Here is a 23516-nt window from a genome sequence, read left to right as displayed (position 1 = left end):
GGGGAGGGTTTCCACCCAACCCGTCCACACCGTCCGCACATCCGTCGGTACGCCCTTTCGCACCCCCGGGCGCACCGCTGTGCGGACGCGCCCTCGGACGCGCCCTCGGACGAGCGGCGGAAGCGCGGAGGCCGCCCCGCGCGGGTGCGGGGGCGGCCTCGGACGGATCCTCTGGCCGCGTTACAGCGGGCGGCGCTCCTGCTCCAGCTTCTGACCCTCGACGTCGAGCGGGCCGAACGCCGGCAGCAGCTGCGGGGTCTTCGCCAGCGAGCGGGCGGTGTCCTGGTCGCCCAGGCCGGCCCACTCCAGCACCTTCGCGGTCGCCTCGGCCGACTGCGCGGCCGGGAGCTTGCCGATGTTGGAGCCGTGGTTGCCGCCGGGCACGGTGTAGACGTAGCTGTCGTCACTGCCCTCGCCGAGGCGGAACGGCTTGGCGCCCCACGGGTCGTTCCCGCCGTAGACGTACATGATCCGCTCGGCGTCGTGCTTCACCCAGCGGTCGATGTCGCGCATCGCGTACGGGTTGAAGGCCGGGACGTTGATGTCCTTGGCCACGTACGAGCGGGCCGAGTAGAGCTCCTTGTAGTCGTAGTGCAGCAGGTCCTTCAGGTTCGAGACGTCGAAGTACGGCTGCCCCAGCTCGGTCGCGGCCTGGTAGTAGTACGCGGTGTACTTCGCCAGCCCCTGGTCGCTGTTGCCGGTGATGCCGGACTGCGTGTCGAACCAGGCGTACAGCTCGTCGTCGGTCGCGGTGGCGGCCACCGGCACCTTCGCGCAGTCGGCCTCCAGGCTGTACTGCCAGAAGCCCCAGACCACGTCCAGCACGCCGGCCTCGTACGCGCGGTCCGGGGTGCCGAGGGTGGTGAAGGTCGAGCCGGCGGCGTTGTTGTCGGCCACGTAGCGGGCCTCCAGGCGGTCGCGGCGCACCAGCAGCTCCCGCTGGGCGGCGGACAGGCGCGCCCGGCACTCGGGGGTGCCGACGGTGCGGAAGAACTCGCTGTACGCCGCGTAGTCGTTGACGTCGGTGTTGTTCGGCGCGACGTAGGCGACGGTCCCGGCCATGTCGTCCGGGTAGAAGCGGCGGTAGTAGGTGGAGGACATGCCGCCCTTGCTGGCGCCGGTGGACAGCCACTCCTGCTCGTAGATCCGCTTGAGCGCGGTCACCAGCCGGTGCGAGTCGGCGGCCTGCTGGCGGATGCCCGCCTTGGTCCAGTCGGCCGGCTCGGGGCGCGAGGGGGTGAAGAAGCGGTACTCGATGGAGACCTGGTTGCCGTCCACCAGCCGGGTCGGCTCGGTGCGGGACGGGTTGGTGCCCAGGGTGTAGCCGTTGGTGTAGAAGACGGTCGGGCGGTCGTAGCCGCGGTGCAGCAGGGTGAAGCGCTGCTGGAAGGTGCCCAGCCAGGGGCGGAAGTGGTCGATCGGCTGGGTGTAGGTCGCCACGAAGTAGCGGTGGCCCGTGGTGGTGGGCTTCTCCTCGGTGATGGTGACCCCGGGGATCGCCGCCAGGCGGTCCTTGATGTCGGCGTTCGGGTCGTCGGCGGGGCTCAGGGCGCGGGCGACCCCGGCCGGGTCGGCGCCCGCCGCACCGGCGGCCAGCGCCGGGGTGGCCAGGCCGCCGCCGAGCAGCGGTATCAGCAGGGCGGAGACCAGCAGTCTTCTCACGGTGGTGCGCATCAACTCTCCATCTGGTCAACGGACATGGCTCGCGCCGGTGTTCGGCACGACTCTGCGGTACGGGTGGTGCGACGGCCGCCCGATGGACGGCCGAATGGGCCACCCGCCGGTCACGGGTGGCCCATCGGGGGGAAGATGCTGGTCAATGCCGCCTCAGTCGCTCGGTGCCGGTGCCCGTGCCGGAGCCGGAGCCGGAGCGGTGGTCACGGCCTGGGCAGCGTGCAGCCGGGCAGGGTGAGGTCCATCTGGTTGCCGGGGCCGAAGCAGGCCGGGATGCCGTACGTCTCCTGGGCGTAGCCGATGCCCTGGTGCACCGTCACGGCGCCGTTCTGGTCGACCTCGCACGGGTTGTTGACCGTGCAGGACTCGCCGTTCTCGTTGATCGTGTTGTTCACCGCGACCAGCAGGCCGGTCGAGGCGTCGACCACCGGCGAGCCGGAGGTGCCGCCGATCACGTTGCAGCCGGAGGTGTAGCGGAGGGAGTCCTTCATGACCCAGTCGCCCTCGTGCAGCGTGTAGGCGAAGCCGTCCGCCGAACAGGAGTAGATCGTCTTCCAGTAGCCGGAGACCACCCGGATGTCCGCGCCCTGGACGGGGTGGGTGTCGGCGATGGTCAGCGGGGCGATGCCGTACTGCGCCTGGATCGTGGCGTAGTCGGTGTTCAGCCGGTAGATCGACACGTCGGTGTCGGTCATGGTGCCGTAGACCATCGACGTCGCGGTCAGCGTGGCCAGGTCGTCGCCGTTCGGGCTGAGCAGGGTGAACGTCCGGCTGGAGGCCTGGTTCGTGATGACCTGGCCGGGGCCGGGCATCCCGCTCTCCAGGCAGTGGCCGTTGGCGAGGACGAGAGCCGGGTCGGTGGGGGCCGAGTTGGGCATCCGGACGACCGAGCCCGAGCAGTTGCTGAGGGCGACCGTGCCGGCGAAGTTGACGTCGTCCAGCGGGTCGGCCTTGGCGGTGGCGGCCTTGGCGGTGGTCGCCTTGGCGGTGGTCGCCTTGGCGGCGGTGGTCTTCGCGGCGGCGGTCTTCGCCGTCGCGGAGTGGGCGGTCGCGGTTCCGGTGTCCGCGGCCTGTGCGGGCAGGGCGCCGGCCAGCGCGGTGGCTCCGGCGAGCGCGAGCGCGGCGAGCGTGCCTATGAGTGGCGTCTTCATGACGGACCTCTCGGTGTGGGGGTCCACCAAACCTGTCGCGGACATGACCGACTGTCAAGAGCTCCGGCCACTCCCGGCGACCACCACCGCCGCGTCACCCCCGACCCACCGCCGGCTCGCCCCCGCCCGGTCGACGGGCGCTCAACTCCCCAGCCAGTGACGCCGACCGACACTGATCAGGCGCAACTGCAGCCGCGCCGTACCGGCGATCCGCTCCGCCCGCGCGGGGTCGGCCCCCTGCGCCTCCAGCAGGGCGGCCGCCGTCGAGACCATGTGGTCCACGTACAACTCGGCGAGCATCCGCAGGTCGCGCTCGCTCCAGTCACGCGAGGACGGCTGGAGCGCCAGCGCGGCGCCCACCTCGGCGGCGAACCGGCCGAGTTCGGCGTCGATCGCCTCGCGCACCTGGCGCACCCCGCCGTGCCGCTCGCGCGACAGGAAGCGGACGTGCGGACGGTTCTCGCGCACGTGCCGCTCGATCACGTCCACCGCGCGGTCGATCAGCTCCTCGGCGCCGCCGGCCTCCGCGAGCACCGCACGGATCATCACGTGCAGGCTGGCCAGCGACTCCTCGACCAGCGCCACGCCGAGCGCGGCGAGGTCCGGGAAGTGCCGGTAGAACGCGGCCGGGGAGAGCCCGGCCTCCCGGGTGACCTCGCGGACGCCCAGGCTGGCCAGGTTCTGATCGGCCAGCAGGTGCAGACCCGCATCCAGCAAGGCGCGCCGACTCTGCTGCTTCTGGGCCTGTCTGGCCCCCACGGTGTGACTCACGCCATTCAGTAAACAGTCGTTTGCCGAACTTGGCCAGCCGGGCGTACAGTGGTGCCGAAGTCAGTGAACACTTGTCAACCGAAACACCGAACCGGAGGAGTCGGCCGTGATCCTGTTCTCCGCCCTCGTCGCCATGGGCGTCCTGATCGGCGCCGCCGCGCACACCTCGCTCCCGGTCTTCCTCACCGCCTCCGCCGCCATCACCGCCTGGCTGCTCGCCTTCGGCGCCCGCGAGGGCATCGCCCGGCTGCGGCACCGCTGACCGGCACGCGCACCCCCTCACCCTCGCCCGCCGAGAGGACCACCGCCGCCATGAGCACCGTCCTGAGCACCACCACCGAAGGCCCCGCCCGCACGCGCGCCGAAGGCCCCGCCCGTCCGGACCGCCCGGCCACCGCCGAGGCCGACGGCCTGGCCGTCGCCTCCTTCCTGCTCGGCCTCCCCGGCCTGCTGCTGTTCAACATCGTCCTGGGGCCGCTCGCCATCACCCTCGGCACGCTCGCCCTCGTCCGCGGCACCCGCCGGCGCGGCCGCGCCGCCCTCGGGCTGGCCCTCGGCGTCGCCTCGCTCGTCATCCTGGCCGTCACCGCCGTCACCTCGCACGGCGTGCTGATGGACTTCCGCTCCTGAGCCCCGACTCCTGAGTCCCGCGTCCAGGCTCCCCCCTCCGGCTCCCGCGCCGCCGTCCGCTCCCCGCCTCCCGGGCCCTGACCCGACGTCCGGTTCCGGCGTCCGGTCCCGGCCGTCAAACCCCCGCACCGTGGCAGATCCCGGCCAACCTCGCCCGCACCAGCGACTCGCGCCGTAGGGTGGCGGTACAGGCGTGGTGACCACAGGGGGACGGAAGTGACGACCGAGAACCGCAGCGACACACCGGCGGCGCCCACCGGGGCGGGCGGGCGGCTGCTCGCGGTGAGCGACCTGCACATCTCCTACCAGGAGAACCGTGACCTGGTGGAGAAGCTCCAACCCACCCACCCCGACGACTGGCTGATCGTCGCCGGGGACATCGCCGAGAAGTCCGAGAGCATCGAGTGGGCCCTCGGCCTGCTCGCCGAGCGCTTCGCCCGGGTGATCTGGGCCCCCGGCAACCACGAGCTGTGGACCCACCCCGAGGACGCGGTCCAGCTGCGCGGCACCGCCCGCTACGACCACCTCGTCCAACTCTGCCGCCGCCTCGGCGTGCTGACCCCCGAGGACCCGTACCCGCTGTGGCAGGGCCCCGGCGGCCCGGTCCTGGTCGCGCCGCTCTTCCTGCTGTACGACTACTCCTTCCGCGCGCCCGGGACCAGCACCAAGGAGGAGTCGCTGGCCGCCGCGTACGAGGCCGGCATCGTCTGCGCGGACGAGCACATGCTCCACCCGGACCCGTACCCGGACCGCGACTCCTGGTGCCGCGACCGCGTCCGGCTGACCGAGGAGCGGCTGGCCGCCTGCGACCCGTCCGTCCCGCTGGTGCTGGTCAACCACTACCCGCTGGTCCGCCACCCCACCGAGATCCTCTGGTACCCCGAGTTCGCCCAGTGGTGCGGCACCGAGCTCACCGCCGACTGGCACCGGCGCTTCAACACCGCGGCGATGGTCTACGGGCACCTGCACATCCCGCGCCGGACCTCCTACGACGGGGTGCCGTTCACCGAGGTCTCGCTCGGCTACCCGCGCGAGTGGCGCAAGCGCGGGCTGCCGGACCCGCTGCTGCGCGAGGTCTTCCCCTCGGCGTGACTCCCTTCGCCGGACGGGACGTTCGGGCGCGCTCCCCTCGTGGGGCGCGCCCGGACCCGCACGGCGGGAGTCAGGCCGCGGAGGCCTCCGGCCGCGCCATGGTGACCGTCAGCTCGCCGTCGTCCACGTCCGCGATCAGGGTGTCCCCCTCCCGCACGGTGCCGTCCAGGAGCAGGTTGGAGATCCGGTTGTCCAGCTCCGACTGGATCGTCCGGCGCAGCGGCCGGGCGCCGAACTCGGGCTGGTAGCCGCGGTTGACCAGGTACTCCTTCGCCGCGTCCGTGACGTCCAGCTCGACGTCCTGGGCGCGCACCCGGCGCCGGGTGCGCTCCAGCAGCAGGTCGACCACGGACAGCAGGTCCTTGCGGGTGAGCGCGTGGAAGACGATCACCTCGTCGATCCGGTTCAGGAACTCCGGCCGGAACTGCTGCCGCAGATCGCGCATCAGGTCGTCCCTGATGTCGTCGACGTTGCCCGCATGGTCCAGGATCCGCTGCGAGCCGATGTTGCTCGTCATGATCACCACGGTGTTGCGGAAGTCGACCGTGCGCCCCTGCGAGTCGGTCAGCCGCCCGTCGTCCAGCACCTGGAGCAGCAGGTTGAAGACGTCCGGGTGCGCCTTCTCCACCTCGTCGAAGAGCAGCACGCTGTACGGCTTGCGGCGCACCGCCTCGGTCAACTGCCCGGCCTCGTCGTAGCCGACGTACCCGGGCGGGGAGCCGACCAGCCGGGAGACGGTGTGCTTCTCCTGGAACTCGCTCATGTCGAAGCGGATCATCCGGTCCGGGTCGCCGAACAGCAGCGTCGCCAGTGCCTTGGCGAGCTCGGTCTTGCCGACGCCGGTCGGGCCGAGGAACAGGAAGGAGCCGGTCGGGCGGTCCGGGTCGCCCATCCCGGCCCGGCCGCGGCGCACCGCCTGGGCGACGGCGGTGACCGCCTCGTCCTGGCCGATCACCTTCTCGTGCAGGTGGTCCTCCAGCCGGAGCAGCCGCTCCCGCTCGGTCGCGTTCAACTCGGCGACGGGGATGCCGGTCCGGGCCGACAGCACCTGCGCGATATCGTCCGCCGTGACGTCGACGACGTCCTCGCGGGACTCCGCGATGGCCGCCAACTCGTCCTCGGTCTGCCGCAGTTCGGTCTTCAGGTTGGCGGCGCGCACGAACTCCTCGTCCGCTACGGCCTCGTCCAGCTCGCGCTTCAGCTTGGTGATCCGGTCCCGGACGGCCGTCGCCTCGGTCGAGCCGCTCAGGCTGCGCAGCCGCACCCGGGCGCCGGCCTGGTCGAGCAGGTCGATCGCCTTGTCGGGCAGGAAGCGGTCGCTCACGTACCGGTCGGAGAGCGTCGCCGCCGCGTCCAGGGCATCGTCACCGAACCGGACCTGGTGGTGCGCCTCGTAGGCGTCGCGCAGCCCCCGCAGGATCTCGATGGTCTCCTCGACGCTCGGCTCCGGCACCAGCACCGGCTGGAAGCGGCGCTCCAGCGCGGCGTCCTTCTCCACGTGCTTGCGGTACTCGTCCAGCGTGGTCGCCCCGACCACGCTCAACTCCCCCCGCGCCAGGGCCGGTTTGAGGATGTTGCCGGCGTCCATCGAGCCCTCGCCGCCACCGCCCGCGCCGACCACGGTATGCAGCTCGTCCAGGAAGAGGATCACGCTCTTCTCGGCCGCCGTCACCTCGTCGATCACGCTCTTCAGCCGCTCCTCGAACTCGCCCCGGTACTTGGAGCCGGCCACCAGCGCCGTCAGGTCCAGCGACACCACCCGCTTGTCCGCCAGGCTCCGCGGGACGTCCCCGGACACGATCCGCTGGGCCAGCCCCTCGACGATCGCCGTCTTGCCGACGCCCGGCTCGCCGATCAGCACCGGGTTGTTCTTCGTCCGGCGGGACAGGATCTCGACGGTCTGCTCGATCTCCTCGGCCCGCCCGACCACCGGGTCCAGCCGGCCCGAGCGCGCCTCCTCGGTGAGGTCCCGCCCGTACTCGTCCAGGGTCGGCGTCCCGCTCGGCGCCGCACCGCCCGCACCGCCCGTAGCGCCCGTAGCGCCGCGCTCGCCGGCGGCGCCCCGGCCGTCCAGCACCGTCCGCAACGTCTCCGGCGAGGGCGCCGCGTTGCGCAGCGCCGCGCCCGCGCCCGAACGCTCCTGCTCCAGCAGCGCGCCCAACAGGTGCTCCGGGCCGATGTACGAGGCGCCGGCCGCCTGCGAACGGGCATGCGCGGCCAGCAGCGCCCGCTTCGCCGCCGGGGTGAGCGCCGGCCGCCCGTCCGCCGCACCGGCGTTCCCGGCCGGCAACGCCTGCTCCAGGTCCTCCGCCAGCTCGTCCGGGTCGATGCCCGCGCGCTCCAGCATCCGCCGTGACGGCTCCACCCTGGTGGCCGCCCACGCCAGGTGCGCGGTGTCCAGGTCGTTGCTGCCGTCCTCCGCCGCCCGCTGCGCCGCCAGCGCCAGCAGCTCCTGCGAGGACTCGCTCAGCAGCCGCCCGATCGGCACCCGCTGCACGGCGGGCGGGGAGGCCAGCGGGCTCATCCCGAAGAACCGGCTGAGCAGGTCGGAGAACGGGTCGTTCGATCCGAACGGGGGCATGGTCACGGCGCTTCACCTCTCCCAAGCGGTTTGCAGCCACCCAAACACAGGGCCGCCCCACCCGCCTCCCGAGGTTCACCCCGCCAGTGCGCGCCGCAGGTCCTCCGGCCCCCGGTAGAGCACCCCGGTCATGCCCAGCGCCACCGCCGCCGCGACGTTCTCCTCCCGGTCGTCGACGAACAGGCACCGCTCCGGTGCCACCCCGGCCCGCGCGGCGGCGATCTCGTAGATCCGCCGGTCCGGCTTGGCGCAGCCCACCACCGAACTGTTCACCACCGCGTCCGCCAGATCCGTCAGCCCCAGCTCCGCCAGGTCCTCGTCCAACCACACCGTCGCGTTCGTCACCAGCACCACCCGGCAGCGCTCCCGGACCCCCCGCAGCAGCCCCACCACCGCCTCGTCGGCCCGGAACGGCGAGTTCGCGAACGCCTCCGCCATCGCCCGCGCCGCCTCCACCGGCACCCGCCCCGCCAGCCCCCGCGCGATCGACTCCACCCACTGCGCCTTCGAGATCCGCCCCAGCAGCAACGGCAGGTCGTTCCCCGGCGCGAACCCGACCGCCGCCGTACTCCCCACCTCCACCCCCGCCGCCCGCTCCAGCGCCGCCACCCCGTCCCCGTCGAAGAACCGGATCACGCCGTCCACATCGCACAGCACCGCGTCGAACCCCAGCTCAGCCATCCCACCCACCCAGTCGCCACAGCCCCGAACGGAACGAATTCCCATGATCGTTGAACCGTCGTCACGCGAACAAGCCCGCCAAACCACACTGAGTGCGTGACGGATGTCACCGAAGCGCCCGCATTCGCGCGTAGTCGGACGGGTACGGTCCGTTCGGAACGCCCACGATCAGTCTCCCGCTCGGCGGCACGGTCGATTCCGGGGCGATTCCGCGATACGAGCACCACCGATATGAGCAGCACCGATATGAGCAGCACCGATGAGCACCACACCGAATTCACCCAGGAAAGGCGGCAACGCATGCGTGTCGAGCGGAATGTGGAAGTACCGATGCGGGACGGCACGATCCTTCGAGCGGACGTCTTCCGTCCCTTATCGGACGGCCCCTGCCCGGTCATGCTGCTGCGCCTCCCCTACGACAAATCCGTCCTCACCGAGCCGTGGTTCCCCTCCGAGGTCAGGTACTTCGTCCCCCGCGGGTACATCTGCGTCGGCCAGGACGTCCGGGGGACGTACACGTCGGACGGCACGTTCCACCCCTTCCGCGACGAGACGTCGGACAGCATCGACACCATCGAGTGGGCCGCCGGGATCGAAGGATCCAACGGACGGGTCGTGATGGTCGGTCAGTCCTACCTCGGCAGCGTCCAGGTGCAGGCCGCCGCCGAGAAGCCCGCCCCGCTGGTCGCCATCAACCCGGTCTCGCCCCTGCTGGACTTCACCGACAACGGGTTCCGGCGCGGCGGAGCCGTCGAAGCCTCCTTCTACTTCGCCTGGGCGACCAACATGGCCATCCGCGACGCCCGGCGCAACGGCCGCGAGGAGGCGGCCACGGCACTCACCACACTCACCGAGGACCGCCCGGTCGACGCCTTCCCCCCGCTGTCGCGGTCGAACGGCCTGCACGCACCCTTCGACGAGGTCCTGCGGCAGTACGACGCGGTCGCGCCCTGGGTGCGGCAGTTGCTGGACGAAGCCGGACGGCCCGATGGCGGCCAGTACCTCTCCACGCGGCGGCTCGTACCGAACATCTCCACACCGTCGCTCTACGTCACCAGCTGGTACGACGCCTTCCTCGGCGGCACGCTCAACGCGTACGCGGCGGGCATCTCCACCGGCACCGCGCCGACGCACCTCGTCATCGGCCCGTGGGAGCACGCGCACTACGGCGCACCGCAGTCCATCGCGGGCGAACTCGACTTCGGGCCGACCGCCGAGCTCGAACTCTTCTCACTGGTGGATCAGTTCTTCGCCCCGCTGACGGGCCTGGGGCCGCGCGAACCCACCCCCGGGGTGCGGTACTTCACCATGGGCGTCAACGAGTGGCGGTCGGCGGACGTGTGGCCCCCCGCCTCGACCCCCGTCCAGCTGTTCCTCCACTCCACGGGCGGCCCCGTCACCAACGGACCGACCGGCACCCTCGACGCGGTCGCACCGACCGGCCAGGCCTCGACGGCGGCGGACGAGTGGACGCACGACCCGAAGGACCCGGTTCCCTCCACCGGCGGCCAGACCTGGGCCATCCCGGCCGGCCCCCGGGACCAGTCCCCCCTGCTCGAACGAACCGACGTCCTGACCTTCGACAGCGAACCGCTGCCCTCCGCCGTCGAAGTCACCGGCGCCGTCCGCGCGCAGGCCTGGCTGGAAACCGACGCCGCCAGTGCGGACGTCATCGCCGCCCTCGTCGACATCCATCCGGACGGCCGGCGCTATCCGGTGACTCAGGGAATACTTCGGCTCGGCACCGAATCGGAACCCCTCCACGAAAAGGGCCCGATCGCATTCGACCTCGATCTCTGGGCCACCAGCCACGTATTCCTGACGGGCCACCGCATTTCCGTCCAGATCGCGTCCTCCGACTTCCCCCACTGGGACGTCAACCCGTCCGACGGAAAGCCCTGGCCCACCAGTTCCGCACCCCACCCCGCCCACCACCGCCTCCTGCACGACGCCACGCACCCGTCGACGATCACCCTCCCCATCGTCGGCCCCCTCCCCACCCCCCTCGACCGCACGGCCGAGTAGGAGCCCAGAAACGATCAAGGGCCAGTTCGGGAGGATCAAGCCTCCGAACTGGCCCTTCGGGTGTGTGGGCGCGGACGGTTTCGAACCGCCGACATCTGCTTTGTAAGAGCAGCGCTCTACCACTGAGCTACGCGCCCCCCATCGTGGGCCGGTGGGCGCACGACGAGGGTCCAGGGTACCTGGTTCCGGGGGGTGGTGTGGCGCGGGTGGGGTGCCCGGGGGGTGGGGGGATCGGCGAGAATGGGGCCGGATCAGCGGACGGAGCAGGGAGCGCGCAGTGACGGTGGCCGGCGGGAGCGGGCGGGGGCGGCGGCGGGCGGCGGGTGCGCTGGTCGACGCTCTGGTGTTGCCGGTGGTGCTGGCTGGTGCGCTGGGCGCGGTGGGGCTGGCGTCGGCCGGGAGCGGCGGCTGGTGGGGGCGGCGCGGCGGGGAGGGTGCGCGGGCGGAGGCGAAGGAGGCCCGGGCGGGGGCGCAGGAGGCGTTCTTCGAGCTGGAGGAGACCCAGCGCGAGGTGCAGTTGGCGGTGGAGACGGTGCGGGCGGCCGAGGAGGACGCGGCCGCGCAGCGGGCGCTGGCCGGGCTGCCGGCGATCTCGGGGCGGGTGGAGCAGGTCACCGTGAACTACCTGGGTGCCCTGGACGCGTTCGACCTGGACAGCGAGGCGCTGGACGCGGCGTCGGCGGCCCGGGCCCGGCGGCTGCTGGAGGACGTCCGGGGCCAGCTCGGTTCGGCCCGCGCGGAGCTGAACGACTTCCTGCGCCGCCTCCAGCCGGTCCTGCAGCACGCCGAGCAGCAGCTGATGCGGGTGACCCCGGCGGTGGAACAGGCCAAGCGGGCGCTGCTGGCCGCGTCCGACGCGCTGGACGCGGCGCGCGGCGCGGGCCTGCGGGCGGACGACCTGGCGGCCCGGCTGGCCGAGCTGGCGCCGGAGCTGGGCCGGCTGAACGAGGGCGCGACCCGGCACGGGGTGGCGGCGACGCTGCGGCGCGCCGAGGAGGTGCAGCAGCGGGCCGGGGCGATCGCCGCGGACGCCGGCCAACTGCCGGAGCGGGCCCGGGAGATCGACCGCCGGGTGGCGAGCCTGCGGACCCGCATCCAGGCGCTGGAGACCAAGGCGGCGACGGTCGAGCCGGCGCTGAGCGAGCTGCGCCGCCGGTTCAGCACCGCCTGCTGGCAGGACCTCCAGCGGGTGCCGGACCAGGTCGCGGAGAGCGGCCGGGCGGCCGGGCGGAAGCTGGCGGAGGCCGCCCGGGCCCGGGACGAGCAGCGCTGGGCGGACGCGACGGCGGCGATCGGTACGGTCCGCGCGCTGCTGGAGACGGCGGACGGCTCGGTGCTCGCCGTGAACGAGCGGCTGCGGCAGCTGAACGAGGTGCAGCACGATCCGAGCCGCGAGGTGGAGCGCACCCGCTTCGCCGTCCGGGACGCGCAGCGGCTGGCGATGGCGGGCCGCAGTGCGCCGGACCCGCGGCACGCGGCGCCGCTGGACGAGGCGGTGGCCCGGCTGGACCGCGCGGTGGCGGTGCTGGAGGCGGCCGGCCGGCACCCCGACTACTGGCTGTTCCTGACCGAGCTGGCGGCCGTACGGGACACCGCGGCGCGGGTGATCGACCTGATCCGGGGCGATCTGGGCCACCGCTGACCCCGGGCCACCGCTGACCCTGTCCGCCGCCAACCTCGGGCCCGCCAACCCCGGGCCCGCCAACCCTGGGCCATCGCCGGCCGCGCTCGGTACCCTGCCGGTATGCCACGCTACGACTTCCGCTGCCGCTCCTGCGGCGCCACCTTCGAACTCCGCCGCCCGATGGCCCAGGCCAACGACCCGGCGGTCTGCCCCGAGGGCCACGAGGACACCGTGAAGCTGCTGTCCACCGTCGCCGTCACCGGTGCGGCCGGGGCCGCGCCGCAGGCGCCGAGCGGTGGCGGCGGTGGCTGCTGCGGCGGCGGGTGCTGCGGCTGACCATCGGCGACCAACCGGCGACCAGCCAGGACCGGCCGGGACCTTCCAGGACCGGCCGGGACCTTCCAGGACTGGCCGGGACCAACCGGGACTAACCGGCGACAGCTGCCGCCGCCGCGAGGAAGCGCCGGACGATCTCCTCCCCCGCCGCCGCCCCCACCTGTTCCAGGCCGGTGACGCCGGGGGCCGTCCAGCCGCTCTCGGCGAGTTCGCCGTGCCCGGGCCGCCAGGCGGCGTCGGCCGCGAGCAGCAGGTCGGCGTCGAGCAGCGAGTCGCCGGCGGCGAGCACGGTGGACGCCCCGGTGCGCCGGACGACCTCGGCGAGCGCGGCGCTCTTGGTCAGCGGCTCCGGCACGGCGTACACCTTGCGGCCCTGCAGGGAGACCCGCCAGCCGCGGTCGGCGCACCAGCCGGTGAGGTCGGCGAGCCAGCCCTCCGGCAGGGCGGCGCGCTCGACCACCAGGTAGGTGAACAGCTCGTCGGCGACCCGCCGTTTGAGCGTCCAGGGCAGGGCAGCGCAGTCGTCCAGGTGCCGGACGACCTCGGCCAGCGGGGCGGCGCCGGCGGCGATCCGGCCGGTGATCTCGCGGCGCCAGTCGGCGTCCGGCACACCGTCCGCGAGCAGCTGGCCGCCGTTCGCGCAGATCGCCCAACTCGGTTCCGGTCCGGGCAGGTTGACACGCCGGTACTGCTCGACGGTCCGGGTGGTGGCGGGCACGAAGGTGGCCCGCCGGGCGAGTTCGGCGAGCAGGCCGGCGGCCCGCTCGGTGAGGAAGGACAGCGGCCGCCCGCCGTACACCTCGACGCACAGCAGGCGCGGCGCCAGGTGGTCGGGGGCGTCCAGGGCGAGGGCCCGCTCGGAGTAGATCAGCGTCCGGTCGAGGTCGCTGGCGATCAGTGCGCCACCCATCAGGAGCCCTCCCCCGCGACCGACCGGCCGCTGGCGCCGGTTGCCCCACGAGTGTACCGGGGGTGGATCAACCCGACGCAGGAGTAAGGGAGTTCGTCCACCTCCTCGACCTCGACGCCGCGCTGCTCGGCGAGCAGCCGGACGTGGTCGAGGTCGGCGCCGGCGCCCCGGCGGGCCAGCACCCGCCAGGGGACGCGCCGCAGCAGCACCCGGGTGGTCTCGCCGACGCCCGGCTTGACCAGGTTGACGTCGTCGATGCCGTACGCGGCGCTGATCCGCTCGACGGCGGCCCAGCCGGCCCAGTCGGGCGCCCGGTCCGGGTCGTCGGCGAGCCGCTCGGCCCCGAGCAGCGCCGCGGCCCGCACCGTGTCGAACTGCCCGCTCACCGCGTCGAGGAAGGCCGCCGAGACGTCGCTGCCGGCCAGCTCGCGGTAGTGCTTGGCGCCGTGGAAGTCGCCGGGCCCGATCAGCCCGGACCGCAGCACGGTGCGCGAAACCAGGCCGGAGACGGTGGAGTTGAGGCAGGCGGACGGGACCAGGAAGTCGTCCCGGGTGCCGTAGGTGCGCACGCACCGGCCGGGGTCGGCGAGCACCGCGAGCCCGGGGTCGAAGCCGGTGCCGGCGAGTGCGTCGGCGAGTTCGCGGGTGATCGCGCCCTTGCCCGTCCAGCCGTCGACGAACACCACGTCCGCGGCCCGGTGGCGGTCCGCCAGGTAGCGCAGCGCGACCCGGTCGATGCCGCGGCCGCGCACGATCGAGACGGCGTAGTGCGGCACGTCGAGGCCGTGCGCGAAGGCGAGCCAGCGGCGGATCAGGATGCCCACCGGCGTACCGGCTCGGGCCAGCGAGGCGAGGACGAGCCCCGGCCCGCGCTCGCGCAGCAGGGTCTCGGCGACCGTGCCCACGGCGAGCGCGATCCGCCCGGCGGAGCCGTGCAGCGCCTGCTGGAACAGCTCCTGGTACGCGGGGCTGGGCTGGTACTCGACGGGCAGCGACTCCGCGTAGTGCGCGCCGCCGCTCTGCACGGCCTCCTCGCGCTCCTCGGTCGGGGCCTCCAGCCGCACCCCGGAGAGGTCCTTGAGCAGCCAGGCCACCTCGTCCCGCCGGTACGAGGAGAAGTCCGGACCGTACAGCGGCACGGGCCGGTGCGAGGGCAGCACCGCGAGCACCACCAGGTCGGTGACCCGCCGGAGCTGGCCGAGCAGCGCGCGTTCGCCCCGGTGCAGTGCCGGCGTGTCGGCGACGTCGTCGACGACCAGCACGACGGCGTCGAAGCGGCGGGCCGGGTCGGCGCCGGGGGCGACGTTGTAGGCGTAGCGCTCACGCGAGGCTCCCCCGCCCACCAACTCTCCCGGCACGACGTCGTCCGGGCCGTCCGGGCCGTCCGGGCCGTCGTGGGCGGGGAAGACGAGCCGGGTGCGGATGGCGTAGCCGGGGTCGTCGACGGCGAGGACGGGCGAGCGGGTGGTGGTGGAGTAGCGGACCCGGTCACCGCCGAGCCGTTCGTCCAGCGCCCCGGCCAGCCGCAGCGGCGCGTACATCAGCTCCTCGCAACCGAGCACCAGCACCCGCCCCCCGGCCGGCAAGCCGGTCGGCACGCCGGCCCGGGCGCCGCCCCGGACACCGCGGCGGACGCCGGTCAGCGCCTCGGCCAGTTGCCCGGCCAGCGCGGGCAGCGCGGCGTCGAGCCGGGCGCGGTCGGCGGGCGTGAAGCCGTGCCGCCCGCCGTCCGGCAGTCCGGCCGGCCAGTCCAGGTCGACCCGGACGAGCGGCGCGGGATCGGCCGACGGCGCCTCCCCCACCTCCCCCACCGGCGCCACGGCGTCGGCGATCAGCCGTTCCGCACGCCGCAGGACGTCCTCCGGCAGCTGGACGGCACCGCTGGCGGTGGCCACCAGGTCGAGCCGGACGCCGAGTTCGGCGGCCGCACCGGCGAGCCGGTCGCGGTCGGCGGCGGAGCGCAGGTCCACCAGGGCGACCACGACGTAGCGCTCGCGCGGGTACCGGGCGTGCAGCTCGCGGATGGTGTTGAGGACCGTCCGGCCGGTGGAGAACTCGTCGTCGACGAGCACCAACGGCCCGCCACCGGAGAGGAGTTCGGGATCGGTGGGGAGCAGCAGGTGCGAGGTGGCGTGCGAGTGCTCCTCCTCGAAGCCGCCGAGCGGGGCGATGCCGGGCACCGCGCGGCGGGTGGAGTGCAGGCAGGGCGCGTCCAGCCCGTCCGCGACGCTGTGGCCGAGGCCGGTGGCGGTCTCCGCGTAGCCGAGCACGACGGCCCGGGCGGCCGCCTCGTCGCCGAGCAACTCCCGGACGCGGCGGCCGAGTTCGAGTCCGGCGCCGTACACCACCGAGGGCCGCTGCGGGACGTGCTTGCCGAGCACGTTGGAGACCAGCAGGTGGGCGCGCCGACGGTTGCCGGACCGGAGGGCGAGGCCGACGAGTTCGGGCAGCCGCTCGGCGCCGAGCAGGTCGATCCCGGCCCGGTCGGCGACCCAACGGCCGTTCCAGGTCTGCTGAGTTGCGGTCACTGCGGGCCCTGCCTTCGGTGCTGCGCACCCCGGTGGTGCGGATTTCGGTGGTGCGGACTTCGGTGGTACGGACTTCGGCACTGCGGACGAATCAGGGGACGAACCCCCAGGGAAAAGAGGGAGAGGACGGCATCACCCGCACAGGCAGGCCGCCAGCAGCTCCGCGAAGCTCACGTCCTCCCGCGCCACCCCGAACACCTCGGCCCGCAGCAGCACCCGCTCCGCCCACGCCCGGTGCGGCCGGGCCTCGTTCATCTTGTTGGTGTACGCCGAGCGCAGCACCCCGCCGCCGCCCCGGTCGACCCGCAGGATGTCCTGGGCGTCGCAGTACTCCTCGTGCGTGACCACGGAGAGGGCGTGCACGGCGGGGACGTGGCTGGGGTGGATGCAGGTCTTGCCGAGCAGCCCGTTGGCCCGGTCGAGTTCGACCTCGCGGATCAGCCCGTCCAGGTCGTGCTCGATGATCCGCCGCCGGACCTCCTCGCCGGTGGCGAGCGCGGTGCCGCCGGACGCGGCGAACGGCGTGCGGCGCAGCTGCGGCTTGAACATCCGCTCCTGCATCGGGAAGTACTCCCAGACCGGCCCGGTGACGGTGTGGCCGGTGCCGTCCGCACGGCCGAGCACGTTGACGACGTCCCCGATCACCCCCGCGACGAGCGCGACGTCGTAGGCGGTGAGGTCGGGCGAGCGGCGCAGCCCGTAGGCGGAGCACAGGTCGGTGACGCCGAGCCGGAGGGCGAGCACCCGCTCCCGGTGTCCGGCGAGCAGTTCGGCGATGCCGTACAGCTGTTCGCGCCTGGTCTCCAGGTGGGCGAGTTCGGGCGATTCCAGGACGGGCATGGCGTACAGCCGCCGCCCGGTGGCGGCCTCGGCGGCGGCGAGGGCGGCGAGGTAGGCGGGGCCGTTGCCGGGGGTGAACTTCGGCAGGACGAAGCCGCTGAGCAGCTCGACGGCCGGGCCGAGCCGTTCGGCCAGGTCGGGGATCTGCGCGGCGTCGCGGACTCTGATGAAGAGCAGGGGGTGACCTTGTGCGCTGTCGGTGAAGTCCTTGGCGAGGTCATTGAGTTGCTCGACGAGGTTGTGCTCGCCCGCGCCGACCTCGTGGTCGGCGATCGCGTCCTCCAGGCAGAGCACCATCGACACCACGCCGCGCGCCGCCTGTTTGCGGATGTCGGCGGCCAGCGCGGGCCGGGTGGCGGGGCTGTAGAGGGTGCCGCCGAGGGCGGTGGCGAGCACCGCCGGCTCGCTCCGCGCGGTGAACGGACGCGGCTGCTCCAGGAAGAGCCGGCCGCGGACGTCCTCGGCGAGATGGCCGAAATGGCGCATGCTGCTCTCCTCGGGTTCGACGTACTCCGGTCCGCCGCCGGTCGCGCGGCGGCACGGGACGACACCGTGGTGAACCGGCCCACCGGGCGCCGCGGTTCCCCGGCCGCGCGCCGGCGGACTCCCTTCCGCCGATGCCCCCCGGGGCCTTTCGAACGCCCATCGTACGGGCGGATTCCAGCCGTTCCCGACGCCGGTCCACTGAACTCCCGGAACATCGCGACCCGGCCCGGCGGCGGGGCCGCGATCACGAGGACGATCACGAACCGGGCGCGGCAAACCTCCGGAAGCGCAAGTCTTGGCAAAGTCCGGGGCGCGCGCGGCCGTCCGGGTCACGTTGTCCGAAGGGGTGGCGAACAGGCAGGATGGTCCGCTATGACGCACGTGATGGCCAAGGGCGCCAACATCGCACTGCCGGCCGCGGCCGTCCGCGCCGTGCTGCGCTGGAGCGCCACGCCCGGTGCGCCGGACGTGGACGCTTCCGCGCTGCTGCTCGGCCCGACCGGCAAGGTCCGTTCGGATGCCGACTTCGTCTTCTACAACCAGCCGCGGCACCCCTCCGGCCTGGTGCGCCACCTGCCCAAGCAGCACACCGCCGGCGGCGCCGAGATCATCGACACGGTCGAGGTGGAGCTGGCGAAGCTGCCGGCCGAGGTGGACCGCGTGGTGCTGGCCGGATCCTCCGAGGGCGGACCGTTCCGCGCGGTGCCCGGGCTGCGCCTGCTGCTGTTCGACGTGTCGGCCGGCGAGGGCGCGCCCGCGGTCGCCGAGTTCGACATCGACGACGCCGAGAACGTCACCGCGCTGGTGGCGGGCGAGCTGTACCGGCGCAACGGGACCTGGAAGTTCCGGGCGATCGGCCAGGGCTACACCTCCGGGCTGATCGGCCTGGCCACCGACTTCGGCATCACCGTCGACGACGAGGCCGAGCCCGCCGCCTCCGAGCCGGCCCCGGGCGCCCAGCCGCAGCCCGCCCCGGCCCCTTCGTCCACCGCCTCCCCGACCGGGGCGCTCGACCCGCGCGCCACGCCGCTGCCGGAGCAGCGCGCGCCCCGCTCCGAGCCGGGCACCTTCGCGCTCTCCCCGGCCGTCCCGCCGCCCCCGCCGGCCGGCGCCCAGCAAGCCGCCGCGAACGGCCCGGCGACCCCGCCGCCGCCCACCACGCCGCCGCCCCCGCCGAGCGCCCCGCCGACCATGCCCCCGGCCGTGCCGCCGACCGCCGTGCCGCCCCCGCCGGGCACCCCGCCGGCCCACCCCGGGCCGGGCACCGGCGGCTACGGCTACCCCCAGCAGCCGCCCGCGCCCACCTACGGCCACCCGCAGCCCCAGGCCACCGGCTACGGCTACCCGCAGCCCGGCACCGGCCAGCAGCCGCCCGTCCCGCCGACCCAGCCCCACCCGGGCGCCGGCCAGCAGCCGTACCCGCCCCACCCCGGCACCGGCTACGGCTACCCCCAGCCGCCCGGCACGGGCTACGGCTACCCGCAGCCCGGCACCGGCCAGCAGCCGCCCGTCCCGCCGGCCCAGCCCCCGGCGCCGAGCGCCCAGCCCGCGCCGAGCGCCGAGGAGTTCGCGCTGCCCCCTCAGGGCCCGCAGTTCCAGCCCCGCTGACCCGCCCGCCGGCGGGGCCGCCCACCACCCGGCCCCGTCGCGTCCGGCGGGCCCGCTCGGCGGCGGCCCGCCGCGCCCGCCCCGCTGCGCGGTGCCCGCCCCCCTACCCCTTGTAGCCGCGCTGCCACTGCATCCCGAAGCCGTACAGCCGGTCGATGTCCGCCTGGAACCCGTTGACGTACCGCACCTCGCGCCGGACGGTCAGCTGGTTGTCCCCCGCGTTCTCGATCAGCACGACCGCGCAGGAGCGCGCCGCCCGGGCCCGCTCGTCCAGCTTGATCTCGATCCGCGGCCCGGTCTGCGGCACGATCGTGATCACCGCGTGGGTCTGGTCGAACGCCGGGGTGCCGTCGTAGATGTAGACGAAGATCAGCAGCCGTTTGAACTTGTCCTTCTTCTCCAGGTTGACGTACATCGTCTCGCCGGAGGGCGCCCCGTACTTGTCGTCGCCGCTGAGCTTGATGTACGGCGGCTCGCGCAGGTCGCCGAAGAGCTCGCCGAGCGGCTGCACCACGCCCCGGGTGCCGTCCGAGAGTTCGTACATGCAGGCCAGGTCGAGGTCGACGTTCAGCTGGACGTCCTGCCCCGAGTCCGGCTCCAGCGGGCTGAGGATGCGCGGGCTGAAGAAGCGTTTGAGGCTGTCCCGGGTGCTCGGCCGGACGGCCCCGGAGCGGGTGGTCCAGTGCAGGTTGACGTAGAGGTAGCCGGTGGTGGCCGCCGAGCCGGTGATTGCGTGCTGCGGCGCCGACTTGGTGAGCGTGACCTTGTGCTGACCGCCCGGGTTGTCGAAGGTGTAGCTCTTGTCCCCGCGCAGGTACTCCCAGATCGAGACCATCCCACCCCTCCCCCTGCCCGTCAGGCGATCTGACGGTCCGCCGAACCATGATCGGGCATCGGCCCGGCCACCGGATACCCAAACCTTCCCCTCCCCTACCCCGCGTGGCCGTCCGACGCTCACCCGGCGGCCGATCCCGTGCCCCGCAGTGGAGTTCGGCCGGGCCGATTGGCCGGCGGAAGCCGCCCTCCCGTAACATGCCGCCCCTTCGGACGCGATATCGTCTAGCCGCACAGGTGTCCCGACCGCCCCTGCGCGGGGGGCCGGGCACGCCGTGCGGTGACGAACGAACCGTCAGGCGGTGCCCGCGCGGCGGGAGCTGAGCGCCTGCGCGTCGCACCGTGTACCTGTCCCCTGCCGAAACCCGAGGCACGCCCCGCAATGAATCTGACCTCCATACAGCTGGTCTGGACCGTCATCGGCGGTGCAGCCCTGCTGTTCGTCGCCGTCCTCCTCGCGACGCTGCGCTTCAAGAACAACTCGAAGAAGGAGGAGGGCGGCGACTCCTGGGAGCGCAGCGAGGAGCGCCGGCGCCGCAAGGAGATGATCTACGGCATCTCCTCGTACACGCTGCTGTTCTGCTGCGCCGGTGTCGCGGCCGCGCTGTCCTTCCACGGCCTGGTGGGCTTCGGCAAGGAGAACCTGGGCCTGTCGGGCGGCTGGGAGTACCTGGTGCCGTTCGGTCTGGACGGCGCCGCGATGTTCTGCTCGGTGCTCGCCGTCCGCGAGGCCAGCCACGGTGACGCCGCGCTCGGTTCGCGCCTGCTGGTCTGGGTGTTCGCGGTCGCCTCGGCCTGGTTCAACTGGGTGCACGCCCCGCGCGGCCTGGGCCACGCCGGCGCCCCGCAGTTCTTCTCCGGCATGTCGATCTCGGCGGCGATCCTGTTCGACCGCGCGCTGAAGCAGACCCGCAAGGCGGCGCTGCGCGAGCAGGGCCTGGTGCCGCGGCCGCTGCCGCAGATCCGCATCGTCCGCTGGCTGCGCGCCCCGCGCGAGACCTACGCGGCCTGGTCGCTGATGCTGCTGGAGAACGTCCGCAGCCTGGACGACGCGGTCGAGGAGGTGCGCGAGGAGCGGCAGGCGAAGCTGGACGCCAAGGCCCGTGCCCGCACCGCCGACCGCCGTGAGCGGGCCGAGCTGAAGGCGATCTCCCGCCAGGGCGGCATGCTCGCCCGGGCCCGCGGCGGGCGCCAGGTGCCCGCGCTCACGGCCGGGGACGGCCCGTCCGCTACGGAGCCTGCCCCAGCCGCCGAGTCCGACAGCACCACCCCGAGCCGGTCCGGCTCGGCCGCGCTGGACTCCGGCCGCCACGCGCGCGCCGAGGTCGGATCGTCGTACTCCTCCTCGACGTACGACTCGTCGAGCTCCTCCTCGTCGAACTCGTCCAGCTCGTCCAGCTCCTCGAGCTCGTCCAGTTCGTCGTTCTCCTCGGGCTCCGCGTACTCCTCGGGCGCCGGCACCGGCTCCCACCGCAGCTCGACCATCGACCTGACGTCCGACGACGACACCCTGTCGATGCCGAAGCTGGACTCGCTGGAGCGCAAGCTGCGCGCGATCGAGCAGCAGCTCGGCTGACCCGCACCGCCCCACCCGCACGACGAAAGCGGCCGCCTCCCGGAATCCGGGGGCGGCCGCTTTTCGTGGGCGGGGAGCGCTACTTGCCGCTGCCGACCAGTTCTCCGGGCTCCTCGGCCGACGCCTCGCGCCGGTTGCGCAGGATCGACGAACCGAGCGCCAGCCCGATGAAGGCGACGCCGATCAGGCCGGTGACGATCTCCGGGATGTGGTACTTGATCCCGACCAGCAGGATCACCGCCAGGGCGCCGATCGCGTAGTGCGCGCCGTGCTCCAGGTAGACGTAGTCGTCCAGGGTGCCCTTGCGGACCAGGAAGACGGTCAGCGAGCGGATGTACATCGCGCCGATGCCGAGGCCCAGGGTGATCTGGAAGATGTCGCTGGAGACGGCGAAGGCGCCGACCACACCGTCGAAGGAGAAGGAGGCGTCCAGGACCTCCAGGTAGAGGAAGAGGAAGAACGCGGCCTTGCCGGCGACCTGGACGATCGACTTGCCGGACTTCTCGGCCTCCTCCTCACGCTCGGCCTCCTCCTCCAGGCCCGACTCGAAGATGGAGGACAGGCCGCCGACCGCGAGGTAGGTGATCAGGCCGAGGACACCGGCGAGCAGGACGGTCTCGGCGTGCTCGGCGGCGAAGAAGCGGGAGGCCAGCACCAGGGCGACCAGGGCGACGACGCTGGAGAGCGCGTCCAGCTTGCCGACCTTCTCCAGCGGGCGCTCCAGCCAGCCCAGCCAGTTGTGCTCCTTCTCGTCGAACACGAAGTCCAGGAAGATCATCAGCAGGAACACGCCGCCGAAGGCCGCGATGGCCGGGTTGGCCGCCTCCAGGTACTGCCCGTAGGTGAGGCCGTCGTGGGTCTTGTCGGAGTGGAGGGCGAGGTCGATGACGGTCGCGGGGTTGAGCTTCGCGGTGAGGCCGACGACCAGCAGCGGGAAGACCAGCCGCATCCCGAACACGGCGATGAGCACGCCGACGGTCAGGAAGATCCTCTGCCAGTACGGGTTCATCCGCTTCAACACCGTGGCGTTGACCACCGCGTTGTCGAAGGACAGGGAGATCTCCAGGATGGAGAGGATCAGCACGATGCCGAAGCCTTGGGCCCCCCAGAGCAGTCCGGCCGCGATCAGGCCGATGGCGGTGATCGCGAACGACCAGCCGAAGGTGCGGAGGAACACGGGACTTGGTTACCTTTCGGTCTCGGGCGCGCCGGGGGTCGGCCTCGTCCCGAGACGCCCTGACCGGGCCGGGCCCGGTCAGGTCACCCCCGCACCGCCCTCTGTTCTCATCATCGGTTGGGTGCTATTTGCCTGTTTTGACCTGATCCGCCCTTACTGTACGTCCACGCCGAAGTCGAGGGCGATGCCGCGCAGGCCGGAGGCGTAGCCCTGGCCCACCGCGCGGAACTTCCACTCGCCCGCGTACCGGTAGAGCTCGCCGAAGATCATCGCGGTCTCGGAGGACGCGTCCTCGGAGAGGTCGTAACGGGCGATCTCCTGCCCGTCCAGGGAGTTGACGACCCGGATGTACGCGTTCCGGACCTGGCCGAAGTTCTGCAGCCGGGCCTCGGCGTCGTAGATCGACACCGCGAAGACCACCTTGTCGGCCTGCGCCGGCACCAACTCCAGATTGACCAGGATCAGCTCGTCGTCGCCCGCGTCGTCGCCGCCGGTGAGGTTGTCACCGGTGTGCTCGACGGAGCCCTCGGGGCTCTTGAGGTTGTTGTAGAAGACGAAGTACTCGTCGCCGAGCACCCAGCCGGAGCCGCAGATCAGCGCGCTCGCGTCGAGGTCGAACGGGGCACCCGTGGTCGAGCGGGCGGACCAGCCGAGGCCGATCTGGACCTGCGTCAGGTTCGGCGCGGCCTTGCTGAGCGAGACGTTCCCGCCCTTGGCGAGCGTGACCACCATGACTGCTCTTCCTCCTTGTCCTCATCCGGAGCGCGCCTTCAAGGTGTAAACCCCCACGGCCCCGGCCGGCCCCGATCGGCCGGCTGAACTTCCTGAACTCACCCATCCTCGCAGCGCCGCGGAGCACCACGAAGCCGGGGCGGGGGGGGGGGGCCCCCCCGGGGGGCCCCCCCGCGGGCCCCCCCCCCCAACCCCCCACCAGCAAAACACCGACCCGCCAGCGAACAACAAACCAGAAAGGCGCCCCCCCCCACGGGCCG

At 73.1% G+C, this 23516-nt stretch carries 19 protein-coding genes and 1 tRNA gene; 8 read left to right on the top strand and 12 right to left on the bottom strand.

The window, feature by feature from the left end; genetic code table 11:
• Window positions 1–180: 180 nt before the first annotated feature.
• From ACPC54_RS00185 to ACPC54_RS00175, 3 genes are all read right to left on the bottom strand, one after another.
• Complete coding sequence (locus ACPC54_RS00185) at window positions 181–1674, bottom strand: S28 family serine protease (protein WP_498959466.1); 1494 nt, start codon at window positions 1672–1674, stop codon at window positions 181–183.
• A 203-nt stretch (window positions 1675–1877) separates the two neighbouring features.
• Window positions 1878–2825 carry a S1 family peptidase gene (locus ACPC54_RS00180; RefSeq protein ID WP_498959464.1) on the bottom strand — a complete coding sequence of 316 codons (948 nt, stop codon included), beginning with the start codon at window positions 2823–2825 and terminating at the stop codon, window positions 1878–1880.
• Window positions 2826–2966: 141 nt separating this feature from the next.
• Window positions 2967–3596 carry a TetR family transcriptional regulator gene (locus ACPC54_RS00175; RefSeq protein WP_498959462.1) on the bottom strand — a complete coding sequence of 210 codons (630 nt, stop codon included), beginning with the start codon at window positions 3594–3596 and terminating at the stop codon, window positions 2967–2969.
• Window positions 3597–3702: 106 nt separating this feature from the next.
• On the opposite strand from ACPC54_RS00175, the gene ACPC54_RS00170 reads away from it, so the two are divergent.
• From ACPC54_RS00170 to ACPC54_RS00160, 3 genes are all read left to right on the top strand, one after another.
• Window positions 3703–3858 carry a hypothetical protein gene (locus ACPC54_RS00170; protein WP_498959460.1) on the top strand — a complete coding sequence of 52 codons (156 nt, stop codon included), beginning with the start codon at window positions 3703–3705 and terminating at the stop codon, window positions 3856–3858.
• 50 nt (window positions 3859–3908) lie between these two features.
• Window positions 3909–4226, top strand: a complete 318-nt coding sequence (locus ACPC54_RS00165) for a DUF4190 domain-containing protein (protein ID WP_498959458.1) — start codon at window positions 3909–3911, stop codon at window positions 4224–4226.
• Between the two features lie 216 nt (window positions 4227–4442).
• Window positions 4443–5318 carry a metallophosphoesterase family protein gene (locus tag ACPC54_RS00160; protein ID WP_498959456.1) on the top strand — a complete coding sequence of 292 codons (876 nt, stop codon included), beginning with the start codon at window positions 4443–4445 and terminating at the stop codon, window positions 5316–5318.
• Window positions 5319–5388: 70 nt separating this feature from the next.
• On the opposite strand, the gene ACPC54_RS00155 is transcribed toward ACPC54_RS00160, so the two are convergent.
• The gene (locus ACPC54_RS00155; RefSeq protein ID WP_498960517.1) at window positions 5389–7899 is read right to left on the bottom strand and encodes an ATP-dependent Clp protease ATP-binding subunit; all 2511 of its coding nucleotides are present in this window, start codon (window positions 7897–7899) and stop codon (window positions 5389–5391) included.
• Between the two features lie 75 nt (window positions 7900–7974).
• The gene (locus ACPC54_RS00150; protein WP_498959454.1) at window positions 7975–8580 is read right to left on the bottom strand and encodes an HAD-IA family hydrolase; all 606 of its coding nucleotides are present in this window, start codon (window positions 8578–8580) and stop codon (window positions 7975–7977) included.
• A gap of 231 nt (window positions 8581–8811) precedes the next feature.
• On the opposite strand from ACPC54_RS00150, the gene ACPC54_RS00145 reads away from it, so the two are divergent.
• Complete coding sequence (locus ACPC54_RS00145; RefSeq protein WP_498959453.1) at window positions 8812–10605, top strand: CocE/NonD family hydrolase; 1794 nt, start codon at window positions 8812–8814, stop codon at window positions 10603–10605.
• Window positions 10606–10670: 65 nt separating this feature from the next.
• Here the strand turns inward: ACPC54_RS00145 and ACPC54_RS00140 are convergent.
• Window positions 10671–10742: transfer RNA gene (locus ACPC54_RS00140), tRNA-Val, on the bottom strand.
• A gap of 140 nt (window positions 10743–10882) precedes the next feature.
• Between ACPC54_RS00140 and ACPC54_RS00135 the strand changes: the two genes are divergently transcribed.
• Both ACPC54_RS00135 and ACPC54_RS00130 read left to right on the top strand, forming a co-directional pair.
• Complete coding sequence (locus ACPC54_RS00135) at window positions 10883–12247, top strand: hypothetical protein (RefSeq protein ID WP_498959451.1); 1365 nt, start codon at window positions 10883–10885, stop codon at window positions 12245–12247.
• Between the two features lie 102 nt (window positions 12248–12349).
• On the top strand, window positions 12350–12565 hold the full coding sequence (locus tag ACPC54_RS00130; protein WP_498959450.1) for an FmdB family zinc ribbon protein: 216 nt from the start codon (window positions 12350–12352) through the stop codon (window positions 12563–12565).
• A gap of 91 nt (window positions 12566–12656) precedes the next feature.
• Here ACPC54_RS00130 and ACPC54_RS00125 read toward each other — a convergent pair whose 3' ends face one another.
• The 3 genes from ACPC54_RS00125 to ACPC54_RS00115 form a co-directional block, all read right to left on the bottom strand.
• A complete protein-coding gene (locus tag ACPC54_RS00125) occupies window positions 12657–13475 on the bottom strand; it encodes an HAD family hydrolase (protein ID WP_498959449.1) in 819 nt (272 codons plus the stop codon).
• Window positions 13475–16003 (bottom strand): phosphoribosyltransferase, encoded by a 2529-nt coding sequence (locus ACPC54_RS00120; RefSeq protein WP_498959447.1) that lies wholly within the window; start codon window positions 16001–16003, stop codon window positions 13475–13477. The genes ACPC54_RS00125 and ACPC54_RS00120 overlap by 1 nt, the downstream gene beginning before the upstream one ends.
• 132 nt (window positions 16004–16135) lie before the next feature.
• Window positions 16136–17329: an HpcH/HpaI aldolase/citrate lyase family protein gene (locus tag ACPC54_RS00115; RefSeq protein WP_498959445.1), complete on the bottom strand. Its 1194-nt coding sequence runs from the start codon at window positions 17327–17329 to the stop codon at window positions 16136–16138.
• A gap of 372 nt (window positions 17330–17701) precedes the next feature.
• Here ACPC54_RS00115 and ACPC54_RS00110 point away from each other — a divergent pair, with 372 nt between their 5' ends.
• The gene (locus ACPC54_RS00110; RefSeq protein WP_498959443.1) at window positions 17702–18937 is read left to right on the top strand and encodes a TerD family protein; all 1236 of its coding nucleotides are present in this window, start codon (window positions 17702–17704) and stop codon (window positions 18935–18937) included.
• Window positions 18938–19040: 103 nt separating this feature from the next.
• Here ACPC54_RS00110 and ACPC54_RS00105 read toward each other — a convergent pair whose 3' ends face one another.
• Window positions 19041–19772, bottom strand: a complete 732-nt coding sequence (locus tag ACPC54_RS00105; RefSeq protein ID WP_498959440.1) for a TerD family protein — start codon at window positions 19770–19772, stop codon at window positions 19041–19043.
• Between the two features lie 381 nt (window positions 19773–20153).
• On the opposite strand from ACPC54_RS00105, the gene ACPC54_RS00100 reads away from it, so the two are divergent.
• Window positions 20154–21347 carry a DUF2637 domain-containing protein gene (locus ACPC54_RS00100; protein ID WP_498959438.1) on the top strand — a complete coding sequence of 398 codons (1194 nt, stop codon included), beginning with the start codon at window positions 20154–20156 and terminating at the stop codon, window positions 21345–21347.
• 79 nt (window positions 21348–21426) lie between these two features.
• On the opposite strand, the gene ACPC54_RS00095 is transcribed toward ACPC54_RS00100, so the two are convergent.
• On the bottom strand, window positions 21427–22524 hold the full coding sequence (locus ACPC54_RS00095; RefSeq protein ID WP_498959436.1) for a DUF475 domain-containing protein: 1098 nt from the start codon (window positions 22522–22524) through the stop codon (window positions 21427–21429).
• A 153-nt stretch (window positions 22525–22677) separates the two neighbouring features.
• A complete protein-coding gene (locus ACPC54_RS00090) occupies window positions 22678–23256 on the bottom strand; it encodes a TerD family protein (protein ID WP_498959434.1) in 579 nt (192 codons plus the stop codon).
• Window positions 23257–23516: the final 260 nt, after the last annotated feature.

The organism is Kitasatospora sp. NPDC094028, from assembly GCF_049543595.1.
Classification (GTDB): domain Bacteria; phylum Actinomycetota; class Actinomycetes; order Streptomycetales; family Streptomycetaceae; genus Kitasatospora.
Note: the sequence above shows the minus strand (reverse complement) of the source record. Positions and strands in the feature narration are given on the sequence as shown.

Bases quoted from the DNA above. Each gene is read 5' to 3' on its own strand.
- ACPC54_RS00185 (WP_498959466.1), bottom strand. From the start codon at position 1,674: ATGCGCACCACCGTGAGAAGACTGCTGGTCTCCGCCCTGCTGATACCG.
- ACPC54_RS00180 (WP_498959464.1), bottom strand. From the start codon at position 2,825: ATGAAGACGCCACTCATAGGCACGCTCGCCGCGCTCGCGCTCGCCGGA.
- ACPC54_RS00165 (WP_498959458.1), top strand. From the start codon at position 3,909: ATGAGCACCGTCCTGAGCACCACCACCGAAGGCCCCGCCCGCACGCGC.
- ACPC54_RS00155 (WP_498960517.1), bottom strand. From the start codon at position 7,899: ATGCCCCCGTTCGGATCGAACGACCCGTTCTCCGACCTGCTCAGCCGG.
- ACPC54_RS00150 (WP_498959454.1), bottom strand. From the start codon at position 8,580: ATGGCTGAGCTGGGGTTCGACGCGGTGCTGTGCGATGTGGACGGCGTG.
- ACPC54_RS00145 (WP_498959453.1), top strand. From the start codon at position 8,812: ATGAGCAGCACCGATATGAGCAGCACCGATGAGCACCACACCGAATTC.
- ACPC54_RS00130 (WP_498959450.1), top strand. From the start codon at position 12,350: ATGCCACGCTACGACTTCCGCTGCCGCTCCTGCGGCGCCACCTTCGAA.
- ACPC54_RS00125 (WP_498959449.1), bottom strand. From the start codon at position 13,475: ATGGGTGGCGCACTGATCGCCAGCGACCTCGACCGGACGCTGATCTAC.
- ACPC54_RS00115 (WP_498959445.1), bottom strand. From the start codon at position 17,329: ATGCGCCATTTCGGCCATCTCGCCGAGGACGTCCGCGGCCGGCTCTTC.
- ACPC54_RS00110 (WP_498959443.1), top strand. From the start codon at position 17,702: ATGACGCACGTGATGGCCAAGGGCGCCAACATCGCACTGCCGGCCGCG.
- ACPC54_RS00105 (WP_498959440.1), bottom strand. From the start codon at position 19,772: ATGGTCTCGATCTGGGAGTACCTGCGCGGGGACAAGAGCTACACCTTC.
- ACPC54_RS00100 (WP_498959438.1), top strand. From the start codon at position 20,154: ATGAATCTGACCTCCATACAGCTGGTCTGGACCGTCATCGGCGGTGCA.
- ACPC54_RS00090 (WP_498959434.1), bottom strand. From the start codon at position 23,256: ATGGTGGTCACGCTCGCCAAGGGCGGGAACGTCTCGCTCAGCAAGGCC.